This is a genomic window from Methylobacterium sp. A54F (assembly GCF_053346035.1).
Window position 1 is genome coordinate 448419 of record NZ_JBKFBF010000002.1, and the last position, 19651, is coordinate 468069.

At 65.7% G+C, this 19651-nt stretch carries 17 protein-coding genes and 1 pseudogene; 2 read left to right on the forward strand and 16 right to left on the reverse strand.

Features of this window, described 5'->3' with window-relative positions; translation table 11 throughout:
* Positions 1-67: 67 nt before the first annotated feature.
* The 15 genes from ACLBXP_RS05810 to rfbF form a co-directional block, all read right to left on the reverse strand.
* Positions 68-913 (reverse strand): class I SAM-dependent methyltransferase, encoded by an 846-nt coding sequence (locus ACLBXP_RS05810; protein WP_447666623.1) that lies wholly within the window; start codon positions 911-913, stop codon positions 68-70.
* A 133-nt stretch (positions 914-1046) separates the two neighbouring features.
* Complete coding sequence (locus tag ACLBXP_RS05815; RefSeq protein WP_447666624.1) at positions 1047-2114, reverse strand: FkbM family methyltransferase; 1068 nt, start codon at positions 2112-2114, stop codon at positions 1047-1049.
* A 91-nt stretch (positions 2115-2205) separates the two neighbouring features.
* Positions 2206-2733 (reverse strand): D-glycero-alpha-D-manno-heptose-1,7-bisphosphate 7-phosphatase, encoded by a 528-nt coding sequence (locus tag ACLBXP_RS05820; RefSeq protein WP_447666625.1) that lies wholly within the window; start codon positions 2731-2733, stop codon positions 2206-2208.
* Positions 2734-2735: 2 nt separating this feature from the next.
* Entirely contained in the window at positions 2736-3407 is a 672-nt protein-coding gene (locus tag ACLBXP_RS05825) for a sugar phosphate nucleotidyltransferase (RefSeq protein WP_447666626.1), read from the reverse strand.
* Between the two features lie 17 nt (positions 3408-3424).
* Positions 3425-4003 (reverse strand): D-sedoheptulose-7-phosphate isomerase, encoded by a 579-nt coding sequence (locus ACLBXP_RS05830; RefSeq protein WP_447666627.1) that lies wholly within the window; start codon positions 4001-4003, stop codon positions 3425-3427.
* On the reverse strand, positions 4004-5071 hold the full coding sequence (locus ACLBXP_RS05835; protein WP_447666628.1) for an NAD-dependent epimerase/dehydratase family protein: 1068 nt from the start codon (positions 5069-5071) through the stop codon (positions 4004-4006). It abuts the gene before it with no gap.
* Complete coding sequence (locus ACLBXP_RS05840) at positions 5072-6880, reverse strand: thiamine pyrophosphate-binding protein (protein ID WP_447666629.1); 1809 nt, start codon at positions 6878-6880, stop codon at positions 5072-5074. It lies immediately after the preceding gene.
* Between the two features lie 10 nt (positions 6881-6890).
* Positions 6891-7715: an SDR family oxidoreductase gene (locus tag ACLBXP_RS05845; RefSeq protein WP_447666630.1), complete on the reverse strand. Its 825-nt coding sequence runs from the start codon at positions 7713-7715 to the stop codon at positions 6891-6893.
* Between the two features lie 3 nt (positions 7716-7718).
* Positions 7719-8483: an SDR family NAD(P)-dependent oxidoreductase gene (locus ACLBXP_RS05850; protein ID WP_447666631.1), complete on the reverse strand. Its 765-nt coding sequence runs from the start codon at positions 8481-8483 to the stop codon at positions 7719-7721.
* Positions 8470-9306: a sugar phosphate isomerase/epimerase family protein gene (locus tag ACLBXP_RS05855; protein WP_447666632.1), complete on the reverse strand. Its 837-nt coding sequence runs from the start codon at positions 9304-9306 to the stop codon at positions 8470-8472. Before ACLBXP_RS05855 ends, ACLBXP_RS05850 begins: the two co-directional genes overlap by 14 nt.
* A 1-nt stretch (position 9307) precedes the next feature.
* Positions 9308-10057, reverse strand: coding sequence for an SDR family oxidoreductase (locus ACLBXP_RS05860; protein ID WP_447666633.1), 750 nt, complete (start codon positions 10055-10057; stop codon positions 9308-9310).
* A complete protein-coding gene (locus tag ACLBXP_RS05865) occupies positions 10054-11964 on the reverse strand; it encodes an N-acetylneuraminate synthase family protein (protein WP_447666634.1) in 1911 nt (636 codons plus the stop codon). The genes ACLBXP_RS05860 and ACLBXP_RS05865 overlap by 4 nt, the downstream gene beginning before the upstream one ends.
* Positions 11961-13355, reverse strand: a complete 1395-nt coding sequence (locus tag ACLBXP_RS05870; protein WP_447666635.1) for a GHMP family kinase ATP-binding protein — start codon at positions 13353-13355, stop codon at positions 11961-11963. The genes ACLBXP_RS05865 and ACLBXP_RS05870 overlap by 4 nt, the downstream gene beginning before the upstream one ends.
* A gap of 185 nt (positions 13356-13540) precedes the next feature.
* Positions 13541-14674 carry a CDP-glucose 4,6-dehydratase gene (gene rfbG / locus ACLBXP_RS05875; protein ID WP_447666636.1) on the reverse strand — a complete coding sequence of 378 codons (1134 nt, stop codon included), beginning with the start codon at positions 14672-14674 and terminating at the stop codon, positions 13541-13543.
* Entirely contained in the window at positions 14671-15438 is a 768-nt protein-coding gene (gene rfbF, locus ACLBXP_RS05880) for a glucose-1-phosphate cytidylyltransferase (RefSeq protein ID WP_447666637.1), read from the reverse strand. Before rfbF ends, rfbG begins: the two co-directional genes overlap by 4 nt.
* A gap of 219 nt (positions 15439-15657) precedes the next feature.
* On the opposite strand from rfbF, the gene rfbH reads away from it, so the two are divergent.
* Positions 15658-16965 carry a lipopolysaccharide biosynthesis protein RfbH gene (gene rfbH, locus ACLBXP_RS05885; RefSeq protein WP_447666638.1) on the forward strand — a complete coding sequence of 436 codons (1308 nt, stop codon included), beginning with the start codon at positions 15658-15660 and terminating at the stop codon, positions 16963-16965.
* Between the two features lie 286 nt (positions 16966-17251).
* Here the strand turns inward: rfbH and ACLBXP_RS05890 are convergent, their stop codons facing one another.
* Complete coding sequence (locus tag ACLBXP_RS05890) at positions 17252-18697, reverse strand: sensor histidine kinase (protein WP_447666639.1); 1446 nt, start codon at positions 18695-18697, stop codon at positions 17252-17254.
* 520 nt (positions 18698-19217) lie between these two features.
* Here ACLBXP_RS05890 and ACLBXP_RS05895 point away from each other — a divergent pair.
* Positions 19218-19571 (forward strand): annotated as a pseudogene (locus tag ACLBXP_RS05895) (NTP transferase domain-containing protein); the annotation flags it as partial.
* Positions 19572-19651: the final 80 nt, after the last annotated feature.

Genomic DNA, 19651 nt, shown 5'->3' on the forward strand with positions numbered 1-19651 from the left:
TTCTCCCTCGCCGGCCGCCGGGCCGCGCCCGTCAGGTAGGCGCGGAGCCCACCGGGGCCAGGGGCACTCAGGCGGCGCCGGGGCCGTCCTCCGGCCAGCGGTGGGCATCGAGCCGCGCGCCGATCGCGCTGTAGGGCTGGACCCGCCGGCCAGGTCGCGCAACGAGGGTGGCCCGGTCCGCCCGCGTGTTGAGCGGTACAGGCCCGAGACACTCCATCACCGAAGTGTAGCCGAGGTCTAGCAGGCAGTTGGCGAGGCTCGCGCGGGTGAACCAGAAGCTCTTCGGGTTGTCGAGCGAGGCGCCGAGGTTGGCGAGCCGCTCGGCGGGCGCCGAATCCTCCGCGTGCTCCGCATAGGCACAGCCCCAGTAGGTCCGCGCCGCGAAGTCGGCCGAGACCGACCGCTCCAGCGAAACCCGGCTGTCGATGATGGTGAGCCCCGTGCAGGCGCCCCGGATATTGTCGAGGAAGTGGAACACGTCCGGTGCATCGAGGTGGTAGAGGATACCCGAGCACAGCACGACGTCGAAGCTGCCGTAGGCGCTCACGGTGAAGCGGCGCACGTCGTCCTCGACGAGGCGCAGGTTGTCGAGGCCCCAGGCCCGCTTGACGAACTCAGCCTTGGCGAGGTTCGCCCGCCGCCCCTCAATGCCGAGCACCTCCGCGCCGTGCTGGGCGAACTCGATGGCGTAGAGCCCTTCCCCGCAGGCGAGGTCCACGACACGAAGCCCGGCAATGGGCCGCCCGAGCCAGTCGGCCACGATCTGGAGGAACTTCAGCGTGCGGTGATTGTCCCCTCGCGGCCCCGGCCCGAGCGTCGACAGCCCGTGCGGCAGCGCGACGTTCGCCGATCCCCACGGCCCGTGCTCCGCCTTCACCGCCGCGAGCCCGGCGCGGATCTCCTGCTCGGTCATCTCGATCCAACCTGTTCTCACGGAGATCGTGCGTGCGCCCCAAGCGCCGCCGGCACCATCAGGGGGTTCTACACCGAACCTCGGGGCGGCCAAATCGACGCGCCGGCCCCGTGAAGCGTCGTGACGATACTGCTCAGCCTCTCATGAAGTAGAAGATCGAATCATCGAGGCACTGCGAGTAGTGCGCGAAGCGGATATCGCTGTAGCCGAACGACGCGCCGATGCGGAATATTTCGACAATATCCTCCGGACGATGGTAGGCGGCAATCGCCAGGAAGGGCTTGTCTTCCCTGATGATCCGCTGCGCACCGGCCAATGCCGGACGCTCCGCGCCTTCGATGTCCATCTTGATGAGGTCGATCCTGGAGGTCGCGAGGTTATCGAGCGTGTCGCACGGAACGCCGCCGCTCGCATCGGACTCGACCCGCAGCATGCCGTCGCCGACGAGGGCTTGGCCGAGATGTCCCTTGTCGGACCACGCCGCTACGTTGTGCGTGTGCAGCGCGTAGGTGCCATCGTGCTGCTCATGGATGCGGCGCACCAGATCCGCACTCATCTCCAGCCCGATCGCCTCCTCGATGTCGAGGTGACGGCGCGCGGCTCGGATCGTATCGCCATCGAAAGCGCCGACGTCTAGGAACGTCCTGATCTCGGACTTGCGGGCAATCAGCGCATCATCGAACCACATCTTCGAGACGTGTTCATTGCTGTCGGCGAGATCGAGCGGGTTGCAGGACACCCGGAAGGTCACCAGACGAAGGTATCGCTGCGCGCCGACCGGATCAAGGGAGGTCAGAACCTCGTAGCATGCATCAGCATTGTGCTCGACATACTCGGCGTACTCACGTGCGAAATTCTCAAGGCACGGCATGTTGAGCAGAAATGCTAGTTCCTGAAAGAACACGCCGCGCTCACCGACCCGTCCGGCGAGCTCCGACTGAGCCTGGGTGGCCGCCAACACGATCGGCTCCCGCTCCGGAAGGTCGGAACGGACGCGGAAATCCTCCCGCGCTGCCGCCGCTCTCCTGTCGGCGGCGATATCGAAGACGGTGACGTCCCACCCGACGTCGCGCGCGTGATGTGCAAGACCGCGCCCCTTCCAGCCATAGCCCCAGATCGTGATCCGCCGATCGAGGAGGTCGACGGTTTCAGCCATGCGCGCGTCGCGCTTCCGCTTCGCGCCGCGCAAGATATCGGACAATTGGGACCGCTCGACTGCAGCCTTCATAGGTTGTCACTTCCGAGCTGGTACCGTGGTCCAAGATCCGGGCAGAATCTGTCTCCAGCAGGCATCAGGCTACGAGGTAGTCAATGACGTCCCGCAGTGATTCCACCTGGCGCCATCGCGGGTCCTGAGGGCCCTGGCCGAGCAGAAACAACGTGCCGACGCCGGCCCGACAGCCGGCCTGCATATCCGATTCCCGGTCTCCGATCATGATCGAAGCCGGCATATCGATGCAGAACGTTTGCGCAGCGGCGAGCAGCAGACCCGGCATCGGCTTGCGGCAGGAGCACGCGACGCGCAGGTCGCCCAGGCCTTCGGTCGGGTGGTGAGGGCAATGGTAGACACCGCGCAGCGGCGCGCCCGCCCGGTCGAACGCCTCGCCGACCCAATCCATCAGAGCTTGGAAATCCTGCTCCGTGTACAGGCCCCGGGCGATGCCTGCCTGGTTGGTGACGATGAAGATCTCGAACCCCGCTGTGCGCGCCGCGCGGGCGAGGTCGAAAATGCCGGGCATGAATTCAAAGCGGTCTCGCGTGCCGACATGGCCAAAATCGACGTTGACGACACCATCACGATCAAGGAACAGCGCGCGCATGGTCAGTCGGCCGCGAAGATCGATTGCGCCAGGCGGTAATCTTCCGGGAGACCGATGTCGATGAAGCGTCCCTGCGTCGGCACGGAGCGCACCGACCGTCCCTGCGTCGGGTCGAAGATGAACTCTTCCATCGAGAAGGGGGCGGCGCGCGCGTAGCCAAGCAGCTTCGCCTGCTGGGTCAGGTAGACGCCCGCGCTGATGGAACCCGGGCCTGTCACGCCGCGACCGACGAGCGTCACGGAGCCGTCGGCCGCGACATCGAGGCGGCCATACCGCGCGGTATCCTGGACCGCCATCGTGATCACGACGGATTGATCCGAGGTCTGAGCGAGATCGATCGCCGCCATCAAGTCGAAATCGACGAACGTATCGCCGTTGCAGACGAGCAGGATCTCGCCGTCGCCGAGCTCGGCGCCTTTCCGGGCTGCTGCGCCGGTGCCCAGGGGGTCCGTCTCGACGGAGTAGGCGAGATCGACCCCCCGGAAGCGAGCGCCGAAATGGTTCTCGATGACGTGCGCGAGATGACCCGTGCTAAGGACCACGCGGGTGACGCCGAAGGCCTCGAACTGCGCGAGCAGGATTTCGAGGAACGGACGCCCCGCCACCGGTGCCATGGGCTTCGGCACGTCGTTGATGACGCTGCGCAGGCGCGTGCCGAGGCCGCCGCAGAGCATCACGACGGTCACCGACCTCATGTCCCGAACATGCCCCGCTCGACGCATTCGCAGATCGTGTGTCCGATCAGGAGGTGCGCCTCCTGGATCCGGGCCGTCACGGATGAGGGAACGGCGAGGACCAGGTCCGGCGCGAGGCTCGTCCGGTGGCCATCGGCCCCCGTTAGCAGGATCGTCCCGATGTCCAGCTCACGCGCGGCCTCCAGCGCGTGCAGCACGTTCGCCGAGCGTCCGGATGTTGAGGACAGGAACAGGAGGTCCCCCGAACGCCCCAACGCTCGAACCTGGCGGGCGAAAATTTTCTCGAAGCCATGATCGTTTCCGACGGCCGTGAGAATGGACGTGTCGGTCGTGAGTGCGATGGCCGGCAGGCCGGGCCGATCGAACTTGAAGCGGCCGACGTACTCGGCGGCCAGATGCTGCGCCTCGGCGGCGCTGCCCCCGTTGCCCGCAAAGAGCAGCTTGCCGCCGCCGCGGACAACCGTCAGGGCGCGATCGGCTGCATCGGCGACGGCGGCCTGCAACTTGGGATCACCGGCCAGCGTCGCGAACAACGCGGCAGCTTCATCGAGGGCGTTCGAGACGACGGCGTTCATCTATGCGCTCCCCCGGTGAGGCCCGAAGCGGGCGGCATCCGCCGCCGTCCGCCGGATGGCGGTGTCGAGATCGGTCCATACGTCCAGTCCGAGTTCCGTCCGCGCGCGGTCGATGTCGGGCGCATAATGGGTGACGGCCGTGGCGGGATTGTCCGCGATGGTGACCCGGAGCCCCGGTGCGAGGACGTCCCGCACCCGGCACGCAGTGGCATGGACGGTCAGCGCCTGGTCCGATCCGACGTTGTAGGCGGTGCCGGGACGACCCCGCATGAGCAGCGCGACGAGCCACAGCGCCAGATCGGCGGCATACAGGTACGAGCGGACCGACTGGCCCGTGCTCGCGAGGCGGATATCGTTGCCTTCGAGGGCGTTGCGGATGAAGTTCCCGATCGCGAAGTGGCCGTCGAGCGGCAACCCGGCACCGACGAATGCGAAGCAGCGCGCAGTCACGACCTCGAACCGCCCGGCCATGGCCATGTACGTTCCCAGCGCTTCGCAGACGCGCTTGCCCTCACCGTAGACGCTTCCCGGGTCCATCGGGTCCGGCGCTGTGGTCCGCGTCTCCCGGATGAGCCCCGGATCAGCCACCTGGCCGTAGACGGCTCCGGAGCTGATGATGAGCACGCGCCGGCAGGCACCGGCGGCAGCGATGTCGAGCACGCGCCGTGCTCCGCCATGGAGCACGTCGAACAATTCCCGGGGGTGACGGCCGGCCTCGGCGGAGGTGTCGGCCGCCCCGTGGAGGATGTAGTCGATCCGGCCTTCGGGCTTCTCGAAGTCGCGCACATCGCCTCCGAACACGCGCAGCCAGGGGCGATGCCTGTAAGCGGGATGCTGAGCGAGCACGCGCGCCGGATCCCGCGAGAGCGCGTGGACGGTCACGCGGACGCCCGCCACCCGCTGAAGCCAGTCGAAGTACTCGATCAACCACAGGCCGAAGAAACCCGTGCCGCCGGTGAGCAGGATCGTGCTGCCGTGAAGCTCGGCGGCGTCGAGGCGGCTACCCAGCCGGCCGAAATCCGCGTCGAAGGCTCCGGACTGCGTGAGGGACCATTCCGGCGCAGACACTCACCCCTCCAAGCGCTCGGACTCGGCCGTCAACGGCACCAGCATCTCCCGCCGAAGGACGGCGCGGGGCAGGAGCGGCGTCATGTCCTCGAGCGGCATCGACAGCATGGAGCCGTCCGGCTGCGGGACGGCCATCGCCTTGGGCAGGAGCGCCTCGTCGCGGGCGGTGTGGATCTCGCAGACGACCGGCCCCTCGTGCGCGAGCGCGGCGGCGATCGCCGGGCGGAGGTCTTCTCGCGTCGAGGCCGAGAGGGCGGGCAGTTCCATCGCTTCGGCGAGGCGCTTGAAGGACGGCATGTAGAGTCCCGACTCCGGGCCTGTGCCGAGAAAGCGGCCATCGAAGTAGTTGCGCTGCGTGTTCCGGATCGACGCGTAGCCGTCGTTGTTGATCACGAACAGCTTGACGGGGGCACGGTGCGCTCTGAGCGTCGCCAGTTCCTGCAGGTTCATCATGAGGCTGCCGTCGCTCTCGATGCAGAGACACTCCGCGCCGCCCTGGGCCAGCGACGCACCGAGGCCCGCCGGCAACCCGTAGCCCATTGAACCGAGGCCGGACGTCGTGAAGACCCTTTGTCCGGCCTTGTTGCGAAAGGCGACGTAGAAGGCTTCCACCGACAGGCCGGACCCGCCGGTGACGATCGTCCGGCCTTCGGGGAACAGATCCGAGAAGGCGTCGACGACCTCGTAGTGCGAGAGCGCGTCCGACTGCCACGCCGCGAGGCGCTCGCCGATCCCGTAGCGCGCCTTCCAGTCCGCGCACTGGGCACGCCAAGCGTCCCAGCGCGGCAACGATCCGCCGCTGATCGCCGCGATGGCCGCGGTGAGAAACAGCTGGACATCCACCTCCAGCTTCAACGCGAACGGATGATCGAGCTTGCCGAGTTCGACCGGATCGACGTCGACGATCACCCGCTTGGCCGAGCGTCCGAAGCGCTGCGGGTTGAACGCGGTCACCGATGGATCGAGTCGGGAGCCGAGGACGATGAGGAGATCGGCGTTCTGGACCGCGAAGTTCGGCGCACGCCACGCGACGGCACCGGGCCGCCCTACGACCAGGGGATGGTCGTAGGGCAGGAGGTCGAGCGCGTTCCAGGTGGTCACCACGGGCGCCTGAAGGGTCTCCGCGAATGTGCGGAACTCCGCGACGGCGCCCGACAGTCTCACGCCGTGGCCTGCCATGACGACCGGGCGCTCGGCAGCGCGAAGGAGGTCGCGCAGTTGCTCCATTTCGGCTCCGAAGGCGGCGGGGTGGGAAAGTCCCGCCTCGTCCCCCTTCAGCTGTTCGGGCTCGATCTCGCTCGCCTGCACGTCGAGGGGGATGTCGAGCCAGACGGGTCCCGGCCGTCCCTCTCGCGCGATGCGGAAGGCTCTCTCGAGGTGGAAGCGGATCTCGGCAGGATCCAGAACGGTGACGACGGATTTCGTGAGGCTCGAAGCGATGGCGACGATGTCCACCTCCTGAGCGCCCTTCTGACGAAGGCCGCTGCCGGTCTTCAGATCGGCGCGCTTCACCTGCCCCGAGATGACGATCAGGGGGACGGACTCCGTGTAGGCCTCGCCCACGCCCGTGATCGCGTTGGTGCTGCCCGGCCCGGAGGTCACGAGCGCGATGCCCGGACACGAGGAGACCCGGGAGCAGGCCTCGGCGGCCATCGCGCAGGCCTGCTCGTGGTGCATGGGGACGGCCTGCACGCCGGTGCAGCGTGCCAGGGCATCGACCAGATGCATGTTGCCGCCACCCGATACGAAGAAGACCGAGCGCGCTCCCTGATCCCGGAGGAAGGCGAAGATGTAGTCGGCGACCTTCATGCGTGCGTCCTCAGAGAATGCTTCTGCCGCCGTCGATGACGATGTTCTGCCCGGTCATGTAGCTGGAGGCGTCCGAGCATAGGAACTGCACCGCGGACCGGTACTCGTGCAGATGCGCCATGCGCCCCATGGGGATGAGATCGCTGAGGCGGGCCACGAACTCATCGGGATGGTCGTTGAACACGCCGCCCGGAGAGATCGCGTTCACGCGCACGCCGTACCCGGCCCAGTACGCCGCGCAATAGCGCGTGATGCCGATAAGGGCCGTCTTCACGGCCGAGTAGGCGATCGGCTTCACGGGCTGAGCAGCCTCGGTCCGGTCGCTCTTCCGATACAAGCGCTGGTCCGGCGCGATGACCGACAGGTCGGAGGCGATGTTGAGGATGACGCCCGAGCGGCGCTCCGCCATCAGCGTGCCGAACGTGCGGATCGTGAGGAAGGCGCCTGTCACCCCGACATCCAGGTGGCGACGCCATTGGTCCTCCGGGAAGTGCTCCAATCGCGACAGCTCCAAGCTGTGTTCGTCCTTGGAGACCTTCGGATCGATCGCAGCGTTGTTGATCAGGATGTCGACGCGGCCGCACGACGCCGCGGCCTCAGCGATCGAAGAGGCGCTCGTCACGTCCATGCCGGCCATCGACACGCGCTCGCCGTAGCTCTCGGCCACCGCCGCGTGCGCACCCGCGAGGGTTGCCGCATCGAGATCGGTCATGATCACGCGGGCGCCGGCTTCGGCCAGGGCCGCGGCATGCTCCCGACCGAGGAGGCCAGCCGCCCCTGTGATCAGTGCAGTCCTGCCGGAGAGGTCGTAGGCCTTCAGACCGAAGGTCGGCATCGTTCAGCTCCGCAACTGGCCGCCATCGACGACGAGACAGGTCCCGGTGATGAACGAGGCACGATCGGACAGGAGGAAGGAGACGGCCTGCGCTACCTCCGCCGGGCGGCCGAGGCGTCCGAGGGGCACCTCTGCGTCGAGCATCCGGGCCAGACCCTCGGGATCGGCGCGCGATCGCAGGTCCCAGGTCCCGCCCTCCACCCAGATGTTGCCCGGTGACACAACGTTGATCCGCACGCCCTCGCGGCCGAGCGGACGCGCCAGCCCGTTCGCCATCGCGTTAAGCGCGGCCTTGGCTGCCGAGTAGCCGACGGGAGCACCCAGCGCCTCATGGCCGCAGATCGAGGAGATGCAGACGATCCGCCCCTTGCGCGCTCGCAGACCAGGCAGCGCGGCCGCGACCATGTTCGCCGCGGACAGATAGTTGACGTCGATCATGCGGGCCCATTCGGCCGCTGTCTCGCTCCCGGGCGGGACCGATCGCCCGGACCCCGCGCAGGTCACGAGGCAGTCCACCCGAAGCCACCGCGCCTCGACCTCGGCGATCACGCGGTTGCAGGCGTCGGCTTGCGTCACATCCGCCGCGTGAACCGAGCAACGGGGGCCGAATTCGTCGAACGCTGCCTGTAGATCGGCGGCGCCCCGCGCCACGATCGCCACGTCCATGCCGTCCGCGATCAGCGCGCCGACGATCACTCGTCCGATGCCACGGGATCCGCCGCTGACGACGGCCAGGGGGCGCGCGATCGACGACTCATCCGCGGCCATGGAGATGACCTTCCACCGTCTGCACGTAGCTGCGGAGGATGCCGGCGTCGTCGCCGTCCTGGGCTCGCGCGCCCTGGATAATGTAGTTGCCGCGGTATCCGGCCTCGTGAAGCAGGCGGAAGACGAGCGGAAAGTCGACATCGCCCTGCCCGAACGGAACCGTCGATCCACCCCGCGGCCTGTCCTTCACGTGCACGTTGACGATGCGCGAACCGAGAAGCGGAATCTCGTCCGCCGGCGGCCAGCCCAGCGCCGCGCTGTTGCCCATGTCGAAGTTCACGCCGACATCGCGCACCGGAAACGTATCCATGAACGTCGCGAGCCGCGCCGGTTCGAAGTCGGACTCGAACGCGATCCGGACACCGCGCTCCCGCAACTGCGGCAGCACATCGCGCAGGCCGTCCGACAGGGCCGCGCTCTGCTCGGATGAAGTGATCGACCCGTTGTCGACGAGCGGCACGACGATCACGCTGACGCCCAGGCAGCCGCAAGCCTCGATCAGATCGCGCAACTGCGCTAGCAGCGCCAGCCGCGCAGACAACCCGGCTTTCCAGAACGGCATCTGCATCATGTTGTCCGCCGTAAGCGACGGAATCTGCACGCCATGGGCTAAACGGAGTGTCTCAATCTCCGAACGCCCGTGGCCCGTCATCAGCGGATTGCCGTGCAAGTCCTCCTGATCAAGCGTCCACTCCATCAGCGACAGCCCGAGGCGTTCGGCGGCCGGGAACTCCTCGTGCCAGTGGGCCTTCGGGAAGACCTGGATCTTCCCGTCCACGGGCGGACTGAGGCGGCCCTGCATGAAGCCGATGCGAGGGGTCATCTCACACCAGTCCCTTCGCGGTCCATCCGCCATCCACGAACAGGTCCGTGCCAGTGACGTATGCGGAGGCATCGGAAAGCAGGAAGATCGCCGCCCCGACGAGATCGTCCACCGTTCCCCAGCGTCCCAGGCAGGTGTGGGCGCTGCGTCGCGCGTGTTCGACCGTATCCGCGTAGCTCCCCGCCGTCATCGCGGTGTGGATGTAGCCGGGCGCCAGCGCGTTGACGCGAATGCCGCGCGCTCCGAGATCGACGGCGAGAGCCCGCGTCATCATGCGCAGCGCCCCCTTCGACGCGATGTAACCCGGATTGTCCGGAAACCCCATGACGCTGCCGATGCTCGTCACGTTGACGATGCTGGACCCGGCTCCCATGAACGGCAGGGCGGCACGACAGGCATCGTAGGCGGCACTCAGGTTGACATCGAGGGTCTCGCGGAAACGCTGCCCCTCGTCCTCCGGCTTGTTCCGGGGGAGGCTCACGCCAGCACAATTGACGAGACCGTTGATGCGACCGTTGGTTGAAGCAGCCGCCCACATAACTTCCTCGGCGTGACTGCATAGATCGGCACTCAGGTACTGCACGGGTGAGCCGTAAGGGGTCGCCGGCTGCGACGAGCGCCCGATGGCGAAGACCGTGGCGCCGGCGACGGCGAGACCGTTCGCGATGGCGGCTCCGATTCCGCGGGAGCCGCCGGTGACGACGATCGTTCTACCGCCGAGTTCGAAGAGCCTAAGCGGGTCGGCCGTCATGCGAGAGCCCCAAGGAAACGGAGCGCCTTCCAGAAGCCCTCCCCGAAGTTCTTGTGGCCCTGCCAGACCTCGGGGATGAAGCTCAAGTCCGGTCGTGCCGCGACAAGTGGCCAAACCCGCGTCCAATCGATGTCGCCCGTTCCAAGGTCGACACCCTCGCCGTTCATACCCTTCGCATCGGCGACATGCAGGTGCGCGGTGATCGGCAGGAGCTTAGCCAACTCTGAAACATAGTCGAAGCCAAAGTACGTGCAGGTCATGCTCAGGTGAGACAGATCCAGGCAAATCCGTAGCTTCGTTGCCCGCGCCTGCTCGACGATTTCATCCGGATACATGAAGATGTTCTGATAGCGCTGGCCGCCGAAGTGCCATGGCAGCGGAGCCATGTTCTGAGGCGTGAGCTCCGTCGAGCCGAAATCGATCCCCGCGATCACCTCCGCGAAGCGGTCATAGTAGACGCGCCGCTGCGCGGGCGGCACCGGCGCATCCATCGAGAAGCCACCGACGTTGGCCACAATGAGCGCGCTGTCCGCAGCCGGGAAGAATGGTCGCAGCGCCTCCGTTGCCTCGACGACGCGCTTCATGTTGTCGATCGCGCGACGGCGGTAGCCGGGATCGTCGGAGACGAGATCGAGGAGCTCGCTGTTTTCGAACAGTTCCGGCGCGTGAACGACCAGACGACGGCACTGCACGCGGTCGACATACTGTCGTGGATTGAGCTCGAGATCGCGATAGGAATAGTGAAACTCGTAGAGATCCGGCCGGATTCGCTCATTGTAGTCGCGGAAGTCGTGATAGCGGACCGGAACGCCCCACAGGATTGGGAAACCTAGGCCCGCGTAGCTCGCGACGAACCCTTCGAGATCCGCAGCAGTCAGAAACCCGCCGGCCGGGACGTCGCGGATGGCCGGACGGCCGAGCAGCTCCGGCAGGCGGTAGGGCGCAAGGCCCTGCCCGGGGCTCGCGATGGTGAGGTCGCTCCTTGCGATCGGCGCTCCCCTGGCGATCGGGATTCGGGCAACCACGCTCTTGCTGAGGTTCTCGCGGTTGAGCAGTTCGCCCTGGGTCGGCTCGCGCAGCGCCGTGCGAAGGGGCAGAGCCTCGTCGACCTCGCGAATGCCGTCGACGAGGCGCCGGAACTCGTCAGGCTCCAGGCTCGCCGGATGGTCCGGCCCTTCCATCATCCGGTCGAGCGTCAGGTGGCGCTCGATGACGAGCGCACCGAGCGCGACCGCGGCGATGGAGATTGCGATTCCGCGCTCGTGGCCGGAATATCCGACAACCGGGTGCAAGGTCGCGAGACGTCGAATGACGTCGAGCTGGATGTCCCGGTCCGGTGCCGGATAAGCGCTATTGCAGTGAAGCATCGCAAAGGGGACGCCGAGCGTGCGCGCATGGTCGATCGCGCGTTCGATCTCATGCTCGTACGCCATGCCGGTCGAGAGGATGAGCGGCTTACCGAGCGTCGCGGCGGCTTCGATGAGATAGGGGTTGAAGAGGTCTGCGGAGGCAATCTTCACGGCATCGACCGCGAAGCCGCGCAGCGTTTCAACGCTCGTCTCATCCCACGGCGTGCACATGTAGATGAGGCCCGCCTCAGCCACATAGCCGCGCAGCTCACGGTGCTCCTCGGCGGTCAACTCAACCTTCGCGAGCAGGTCCTTGATGTATTCGACACCGAGATCCTCGGAGGAAGCAGCCCCCGGGGCCTTCCGGTATAGCGTTCCGAAATCCCGGATCTGGAACTTCACCGCGTCGGCACCGGCCCCTCGGGCAGCATCCACCAGGGCCTTCGCGAGCACGAGGCTGCCATTGTGGTTGTTGCCGATCTCCGCGATGACGAACGTGCGTCCCTTCGCCGGGCTGATGCCGCGGATGCTGAATGCGGGCGTGATGGGAACCGTCATGAAAATTGCGTTCTCCACGACAAGGCGCCTTTGAGGTCAAAGCGAACTGTCGTTGCGGTGCAGCCGAAGGACGCCAGCGCATCGATGACGCGCTTCTTCACGGCCGGAGGTGCGTAGAACAGGATGTGGCCGCCGCCGCCGGCCCCCAGCAGCTTCCCCCCGATCGCGCCGGCCTGCAGGGCGGTGTCGTAGATCTCATCGATGATATCGGACGACACCTTCGACGATGTCTTCTTCTTCAAAAGCCAAGCCTCGTGCAATCCCCTCCCGAAGCGGGCGAGGTCCCGGCGGGCGAGGGCCCGGTTCATCTCGAAGCAGAATTCGGCGAGCTGCATCAGGGTCGCATCACCGCGCTCGCTCGACATCTCCGCCTTCTGGACCCTGTGCAGGTCACCGGAATCGTGCGACACGCCAGTGTTGAATAGGATCAGCGACTCCTCGAGCTCGCAGATCACATCGTCGGGCATGCGCAGGGCATTGACGTTGTTGCCCGTCGGCATGAACTCGATCAGGTTGAAGCCGCCGAAAGCTGCGGCATACTGATCCTGCCAACCGCCCGGGACCTTGAAGCACAGGCGCTCGGCCTGGAAGGCGAGCTCCGCCATCTCGTAGGCGGACCATCTCTCGATGCGAAGTTCGTTGAAGGCGGCGAGCACGCTCGTCGTCACCGCCGAGGATCCGCCGAGCCCCGAGCCCACGGGGAATTCGGAGGCCACGCGCAACTCGAAGCCGAAATCAGGCCGGATGAGCGACGCCGTCGCCGAAAGGAGGCTGTGATCGGCGGCCTTGAACATGGCCAGCGGGGAGCCGAAATGCTGATGCCGGCCGATATCCTGCGCGTAGATGTCGATCTCCGGGACATCGCGCGGGATCAGCGTCGCGACGGCGTATCGGGCGATCGCCGCGTTGAGCACCAACCCCTTGAGACGCGAGAAGTAATAGGTGAGATCGGTCCCGCCACCGGCGAAGCTGATGCGTGCCGGAGCGCGTGCACGCACGACGAGGTTGCTCGCTGTCTCGTAATCGTGGTGGTACTCGGGGGTGAGAAAATCGACGAAACGGCCATGCTCATCCAGGCGCGGGATGACGGAATAGCCGACGTCGAACAGACGCAGAACCTCTTCGCGCGGCGCGTCCGTGCGCACGGCACGGAAGTGGCGATTCAGGGCCTCCACGACCGGACGGTCGAGGGCACCGCGCGCGAGCATGTAGCGACGGACGTCCCCGTTCGTGACGAGACCGACGAGCTTCTTCTCGTCGTCGATCACGAAGGCCGTATGGAGGCTGCTGCTCTCGATGGCGCGCACGGCGTCGGCGACCGTTGCATCGAACTTCAGCACCACATCCAGGCCGGCGGCGGAGCCGATCACGGCAGGCGTGCCATTACTCACGTGACGGCTCCTCGGTGGCTCATCTGAAAATGTGCCCAGCTAAGATCAAGAAACCCATTATCTCATCATGTCCGCAGCATCTCTGTGAAAAACGCTGCGCGCAGGATTGTCGATACCCCGACAATCTGCTGTTTTCGTTCGGTCATGACAGAAAGTCTCTCACATTTCAGCAGAAGTGAAGATTTTCATATCTTCATGACGTTGGGACATTTTTGTGCCGTCCGCCGCGCCGCTGCGCGCCGATCGGTATATTCCTCGATCTGACCCAGGGCGAAGCTCTGGAGATCCGAACCGGTGAGGTTTGCGCGGTAGAATTCGACGCTCTTCGCCAAGGCCTCCTTCAGGTGCCAACGGGGTTTCCAGCCGAGACCTGCGCGGGCCTTGGTCGCGTCGAGGTTGAGGAGTTTGGCTTCGTAGGGCGCATTCGGTTCTGACGCCGATCGCCAGCCGCCGGGCCGCCCCCAAAGGTGGCACACCGTATCGGCGACCATACCCACCGTCGCCTCGGACTCCGGATCGGGCCCGAAATTCCAGGCCTCGCCGGATGCGCACGCCGCGTCGGTCAAGCTTTCGGCGAGGAGTAGGTATCCGCAAAGAGGCTCGAGGACGTGTTGCCAGGGCCGCATAGCGCCGGGGTTGCGGATCTCGACGGACCTGCCGGCGGCGAGGCCGCGCACCAGGTCGGGCACGAGGCGGTCCAATGCATAGTCTCCCCCGCCGACCACGTTGCCCGCCCGGGCCGTCGCCACGCGCAGACAACCGCCCGGCCCGTAGGAGCGGGCGTAGGCCGAGGCCACGATCTCCGCGCAAGCCTTGCTCGCGCTGTAAGGATCGTGGCCACCGAGCGGATCACCCTCGGCATACGCACGGCCGGTCTCGCGGTTCTCGTAGCACTTGTCGCTCGTCACGACGACGACGGGACAACGGCCCGGGCGCTCGCGCACCGCTTCCAACACGTTGACCGTGCCCATCACGTTCGTCGCGAAGGTCTCGACCGGCTCCGCATAAGAGGCACGCACCAACGATTGGGCGGCGAGGTGCAGCACCAGATCGGGCCGGCTGCGCGCGACGGCGTTCCGCACCGCGACGGCATCCAAGACATTTCCGCGGCCATCGTCCGCAAGCGGCATCGGGCCGGCATCCGTGTAGAGGCTGCGACCGGTGAGCGGCCCGTCCGAGAAGCCGTGGACGCGGGCGCCGAGAGCCTGGAGCCAGAGGGCGAGCCACATGCCCTTGAAGCCCGTATGTCCCGTCAAAAGGACCGAGCGTCCGTCCCAGAACCCAGGGTCCGGCAGGCGGTCTGTCCGCGGGGTGCTCACCAGCGCCTCCAGGGGGCCTCACCCCGCGACCAGAGGTTTTCGAGATGCAGCTTGTCACGGAGCATATCCATGGGATGCCAGAAACCGGCATGGCGGAAGGCCTGCATCTCGCCGTCGCGCGCGAGCATTTCCATCGGCTCGTGCTCCCAGATGGTGTCGTCGCCCGCGATATGGTCGAGCGCGCGCGGCTCCAGCACGAAGAAGCCGCCGTTGATGACATCGCTCGGCTCGGTCGGCTTCTCCTTGAAGCGCACGACGCGATCGCCGTCGAGCCGCATCGCGCCGAACCGGGCGGCGGGCGACACTACCGTCACCGTCGCAGCGCGGCCATGGCTGTGATGGAAGGCGATCAGTTCGGCAATGTCGACATTGGCGACACCGTCGCCGTAGGTCATGCAGAACGGCTCGTCACCGAGATAGCGGCGGACCCGCGACAGCCGCCCACCGGTCATCGTCGCCTCACCCGTCTCGACGAGGGTGATTCGCCAGGGTTCTGACGTGCTGTTGTGGACGGTCGTCGAATTGTCGCGCAAATCGATCGTGACGTCCGACATATGCAAGTAGTAGTTGTTGAAGAATTCCTTGATCATGTACCCTTTATAGCCGAGACAGATAACGAACTCGGAGAGCCCGAAGGTGGCGTAGTACTTCATGATATGCCACAGGATCGGCTTGCCACCGACCTCGACCATTGGCTTCGGCCGGATCAAGGTTTCCTCACCGAGCCGCGTCCCGCGACCGCCGGCCAAGATGACGACCTTCATGGCTCCCGCTCCGCCTGAACCTCGGCTGCGCCGGGCCGTCCGCGTTGACAAAGGCGCGAGAAATGCGTTTCCCGGCTGATTATCAGTGGTTCGGCTGTTGACCAACTGAGGAACGCTCGCCCCTCCCGATGGTGTGTGAGCCTGGACCCGGCGGCGTCCGCACGCGGACCTAGAGGAAACATGGGCGGAACAGAACACGGTACGGGCGCGAGTGCTTCGATGGACTCCGCGGAGACAATCCGTGCCGAGATCCTCCGGCTCGTCGGCGCCTACCACGAGGCCGCGAATCCGCCGCAGCCCTTCGCGCCGGACGTCTCGCCGGTACCGGTCTCCGGCCGCGTCTACGGGGCCGAGGAGATGCGGCTCCTCGTCGACTCAGCCCTTGATTTCTGGCTGACGACGGGGCGCTTCAACGACGCCTTCGAGCGCCGCCTCGCCGGGATCGTCGGCGCCCGCTACCTGCTCACCTGCAACTCAGGCTCGTCGGCGAACCTGCTGGCCGTGAGCGCGCTGACCTCGCCCCGGCTCGGCGAGCGCCGCTTGCGCCCCGGCGACGAGGTCATCACCTGCGCGACCGGCTTCCCGACGACGGTCAACCCGATCCTGCAGAGCAACCTCGTGCCGGTGTTCCTCGACGTCGACATCCCAACCTACAACATCGACGTCGCGGGGCTTGAGGCGGCGCTCTCGCCGCGCACGCGCGCCATTGCGGTTGCCCACACCCTCGGCAACCCATTCGACCTCGGCACCGTCACGGCCTTCGCCGAGCGCCACGGACTCCTCCTCGTCGAGGATTGCTGCGATGCGCTGGGCGCCCGCTACGACGGGCGGGGTGTCGGCACCTTCGGGGACGTCGGCACCCTGAGCTTCTACCCCGCCCACCACATCACCATGGGCGAGGGCGGCGCGGTGTTCACGGGGTCGAGCCGCCTTAAGGTCGCGCTCGAATCCCTGCGCGACTGGGGGCGGGACTGCTACTGCGCGCCGGGCCAGGACAACACCTGCCGGAAGCGCTTCGACTGGCAGCTCGGCGCGCTGCCGCACGGTTACGATCACAAATACATTTATTCCCACCTGGGTTACAACCTGAAGATCACCGACATGCAGGCGGCCGTCGGGCTCGGGCAGCTCGACCGGCTCGAGGGCTTCATCGCCGCGCGCAATCGGACCTTCGCGCAGCTCAAGGCGGCCCTCGCGCCACTGGCCGACCGCCTGGTCCTGCCTGAGGCCACGCCCCGCTCGGAGCCCTCCTGGTTCGGCTTCCCTCTGACGCTGCGCGAGCCCGGGCGCCGCAACGATCTCGTCCGCTACCTCAACGAGCGGCGGATCGGCACGCGCCTCCTGTTCGGCGGCAACCTGACCCGCCAGCCCTACATGCTGGAGCGGAGCTTCCGGACGGTCGGCGACCTCGCCGCGAGCGACCGGGTGATGCGCGACACGTTCTGGATCGGCGTCTACCCCGGCATCACCGAAGAGATGGCCGAGCACGCCGCTGGCTGCATTCGCGCCTTCTTCGACGGGCACTGAGGCAGGGTGAACTACGAGGCGAGGGTGCTCGGGCTCAGACCCCAGACCGCGCCCGGTGCGGACTGGTAAAAAGGTCCATCGAGGTGGCAGAACGCGACCTAGCGCAGCTTTGCTCAGGGCGGGCTCAAGGTTGCTCCCGCTCGGGGGGACCTGCTCAAGAGCAAAGTACAATCCTCACCATCTCAATGCACCTGCGTTGATGATAGAATCACCCGGAAAGGTTAGTTTCGGACAATTCATCCCTGCTTGGCCTTGCGCAGGCGGCAGTTCTTTGTTCAAGCGTCGATCACGCCGCTGTTAGGCTTCCAGGGGTGAGGCCCCGCTCGCTCGTCAGGGGGACCTCCACCCGGAACCGCGTGCCCGCACCGATCGTACTGTCCAGCTCGATGCGCCCCTGGAGCGTCGCAACGATCAGGTTGTGCACCACATGCAGACCGAGGCCCGTGCTGCCCTGATCGCGCCGGGTGGTGAAGAACGGATCGAAGATCTTCGGGAGGTACTCAGGCGGGATCCCCACGCCGTTGTCGGCGAAGTCGATGCGAAGGGTTTGCCCGTCACGCGTGACACTCAGTGTTAAGAGCCCTTGTCGGCCATCAGGAAAACCGTGGATGCTCGCATTCAAGGCAAGGTTGCTGATCACTTGCGCCAGCGCCCCCGGATAGGAATCGAGCAGGATGCCGGGTTCGCACGTGAGCCGGACCTCAAGCCCCTTCCGCCGCAGTAGGGGACCGAGCGTGCTGAGCAACTCCAGCAACCAGCTCCGAACCTCGAAGGTGCGACGCTCCTCAACGGCTTGGTCGATGGCGACCTTTTTGAAGCTGTGAACGAGGTCGGCCGCACGGTTGAGGTTCAGGAACAGGAGACGCGTTCCCTCCTGGAGCCGCCCCACGCTCGCCACCAGTTCCGAGCGGCGCACCTGACCGGATTCGACGGTTCGCACGAGCTGCTTCAGATCACCCTCGATCGCCGTGGAGGTTGTGAGCGCGAGGCCGACCGGCGTGTTGATTTCGTGCGCTACCCCGGCAACGAGTTCGCCGAGGGAGGCGAGCTTCTCGGCCTGCACAAGATGGGCTTGCGCGTCATGGAGCTCTGCCAGAGCCGTCTCAGAGCGCTCCTTCTCGCGCCGTAGCGCGCGCTCGGTCTCGAACTGCCGCCGGGCCCGGTACTCTCGGACGCCGACCGCGTAGAGCGAGAGCACGTACGCTATGCCGATCTCAAAATTATTCACGAGTCGCATGCCAGGACGCTCATGGATTGCGAAGGCCTCGCAGGCGACGAAGCAAACCCAAGTCAGGCCGCAGAAGGCGGCAAGCGAGAGCAGGCGAAGGGGGAGCAGGGTCGAGACGAACAGGATCACGATGATCAGGCCGGCGGCCGCGTGGTCGAAGCCAGGCTCGAGCTGAAGGTAGATGAGGCTGAGCACGCAGCCCGGGACGACGCAGTAGATGAGATAGATCGGCTCCGCCCAGGGACGAGCCATCTTCAGGCCCAGGGCTACCGTCAGCGGCAGCAACACGAGGCTGGCGACCGCGAGGCGGATCGGCAGCGTAGTGCTCCAGGCCATGGGGTCGAGGATCCAGTCCCAGACGGCGAAGGCGCAGTAGATAACGGCTCCAAGCACCATCGCGGCCTGGGTCCGGATGCGATCGTCGAGTGTGAAGCGCTCGACGAAATCGTGTTCGTCGGCGGGATCTCCAAACCGTAACCCGAGCCTGATTAGCAGTTTGTGCATCGGAAGGTGGGGCTCGTTTATTTAACTCAGCGCCACTCGCAGGAAGTGCGTACTTTTCCAGAATGCTGGCGCCCTGAACGATGAAGCTCATACCGAGATCCTAGCCGCCCTCAAGCCCGCGTTCATCGATCCCACCCGCATCGACGCTCAGCCGAGCTGACGCAACCGACTCATGTTTTACCGAATAAAATCTGGATGGCCGGCGGATCGAACGCGCTGGTGGAGGAATATAAACTTGAACTCTCATTGGGTTGGCTCCGCACGTTCCAGCAAAGTCTCATAAATCCAATCAGGCGAGGCCGACTCGCGGACCTCCATTCCGATCAGGGTCGAAAGAGGCTAGCTTGAAGGAATGCTGGGCTTTCGCGCGCATCCGCGACGGGCTGGGCTACTTGCAGGACGGGAACCCGCGCCGTCCGCGGCGTGCTACAGAGCAAGTAAAGTTTAACTGGCTTCCGATCCGGCAAAAAACGCAACGAACTTGGCTTCAAATTACAACTGTACTAAGACTTTATGCTTAATGCTGTTTTCTGAGGCAATAGGAGCACTGGTAATTCTTATCAACGATGTAGCATACGTAATCGTTCAGGCAGGCGGCATGGGCACGCGGCTTGCGCATCACACGCGCAATAAGCCGAAGTGCCTTGTTTCAGTTGATGGTCAGCCTCTCATTTACAGATTGTTCGATCGGTTCCCAAAATCAACTTTCATTGTTATTGTTGATCATCTTTCCGATGTCTTTGCGCGTTATGCGGAGCTTTCTCCACCGCCCGTCCCGATGCAGATTGTGCAGGCTACGGGAAAAGGGACCGTAGCAGGTCTAACCGCTGCCGCAGCCCGACTACCCTCCGATAGTGAGCCATTCCTGCTCGTGTGGAGCGACCTCCGACTCGGAGCTTTGCCTGAGGTTCATATCGATGGCGCGTTGCGCCTGGGGCTTACGTCTTCTTTCCC

Coding starts and splice junctions, on each gene's coding strand:
- ACLBXP_RS05810 (WP_447666623.1), bottom strand. CDS start 913: ATGACCGAGCAGGAGATCCGCGCCGGGCTCGCGGCGGTGAAGGCGGAG.
- ACLBXP_RS05820 (WP_447666625.1), bottom strand. CDS start 2,733: ATGCGCGCGCTGTTCCTTGATCGTGATGGTGTCGTCAACGTCGATTTT.
- ACLBXP_RS05825 (WP_447666626.1), bottom strand. CDS start 3,407: ATGCTCTGCGGCGGCCTCGGCACGCGCCTGCGCAGCGTCATCAACGAC.
- ACLBXP_RS05830 (WP_447666627.1), bottom strand. CDS start 4,003: ATGAACGCCGTCGTCTCGAACGCCCTCGATGAAGCTGCCGCGTTGTTC.
- ACLBXP_RS05840 (WP_447666629.1), bottom strand. CDS start 6,880: ATGAAGGTCGCCGACTACATCTTCGCCTTCCTCCGGGATCAGGGAGCG.
- ACLBXP_RS05845 (WP_447666630.1), bottom strand. CDS start 7,715: ATGCCGACCTTCGGTCTGAAGGCCTACGACCTCTCCGGCAGGACTGCA.
- ACLBXP_RS05850 (WP_447666631.1), bottom strand. CDS start 8,483: ATGGCCGCGGATGAGTCGTCGATCGCGCGCCCCCTGGCCGTCGTCAGC.
- ACLBXP_RS05855 (WP_447666632.1), bottom strand. CDS start 9,306: ATGACCCCTCGCATCGGCTTCATGCAGGGCCGCCTCAGTCCGCCCGTG.
- ACLBXP_RS05860 (WP_447666633.1), bottom strand. CDS start 10,057: ATGACGGCCGACCCGCTTAGGCTCTTCGAACTCGGCGGTAGAACGATC.
- ACLBXP_RS05865 (WP_447666634.1), bottom strand. CDS start 11,964: ATGACGGTTCCCATCACGCCCGCATTCAGCATCCGCGGCATCAGCCCG.
- rfbF (WP_447666637.1), bottom strand. CDS start 15,438: ATGAAGGTCGTCATCTTGGCCGGCGGTCGCGGGACGCGGCTCGGTGAG.
- rfbH (WP_447666638.1), top strand. CDS start 15,658: ATGGACTCCGCGGAGACAATCCGTGCCGAGATCCTCCGGCTCGTCGGC.
- ACLBXP_RS05890 (WP_447666639.1), bottom strand. CDS start 18,697: ATGCACAAACTGCTAATCAGGCTCGGGTTACGGTTTGGAGATCCCGCC.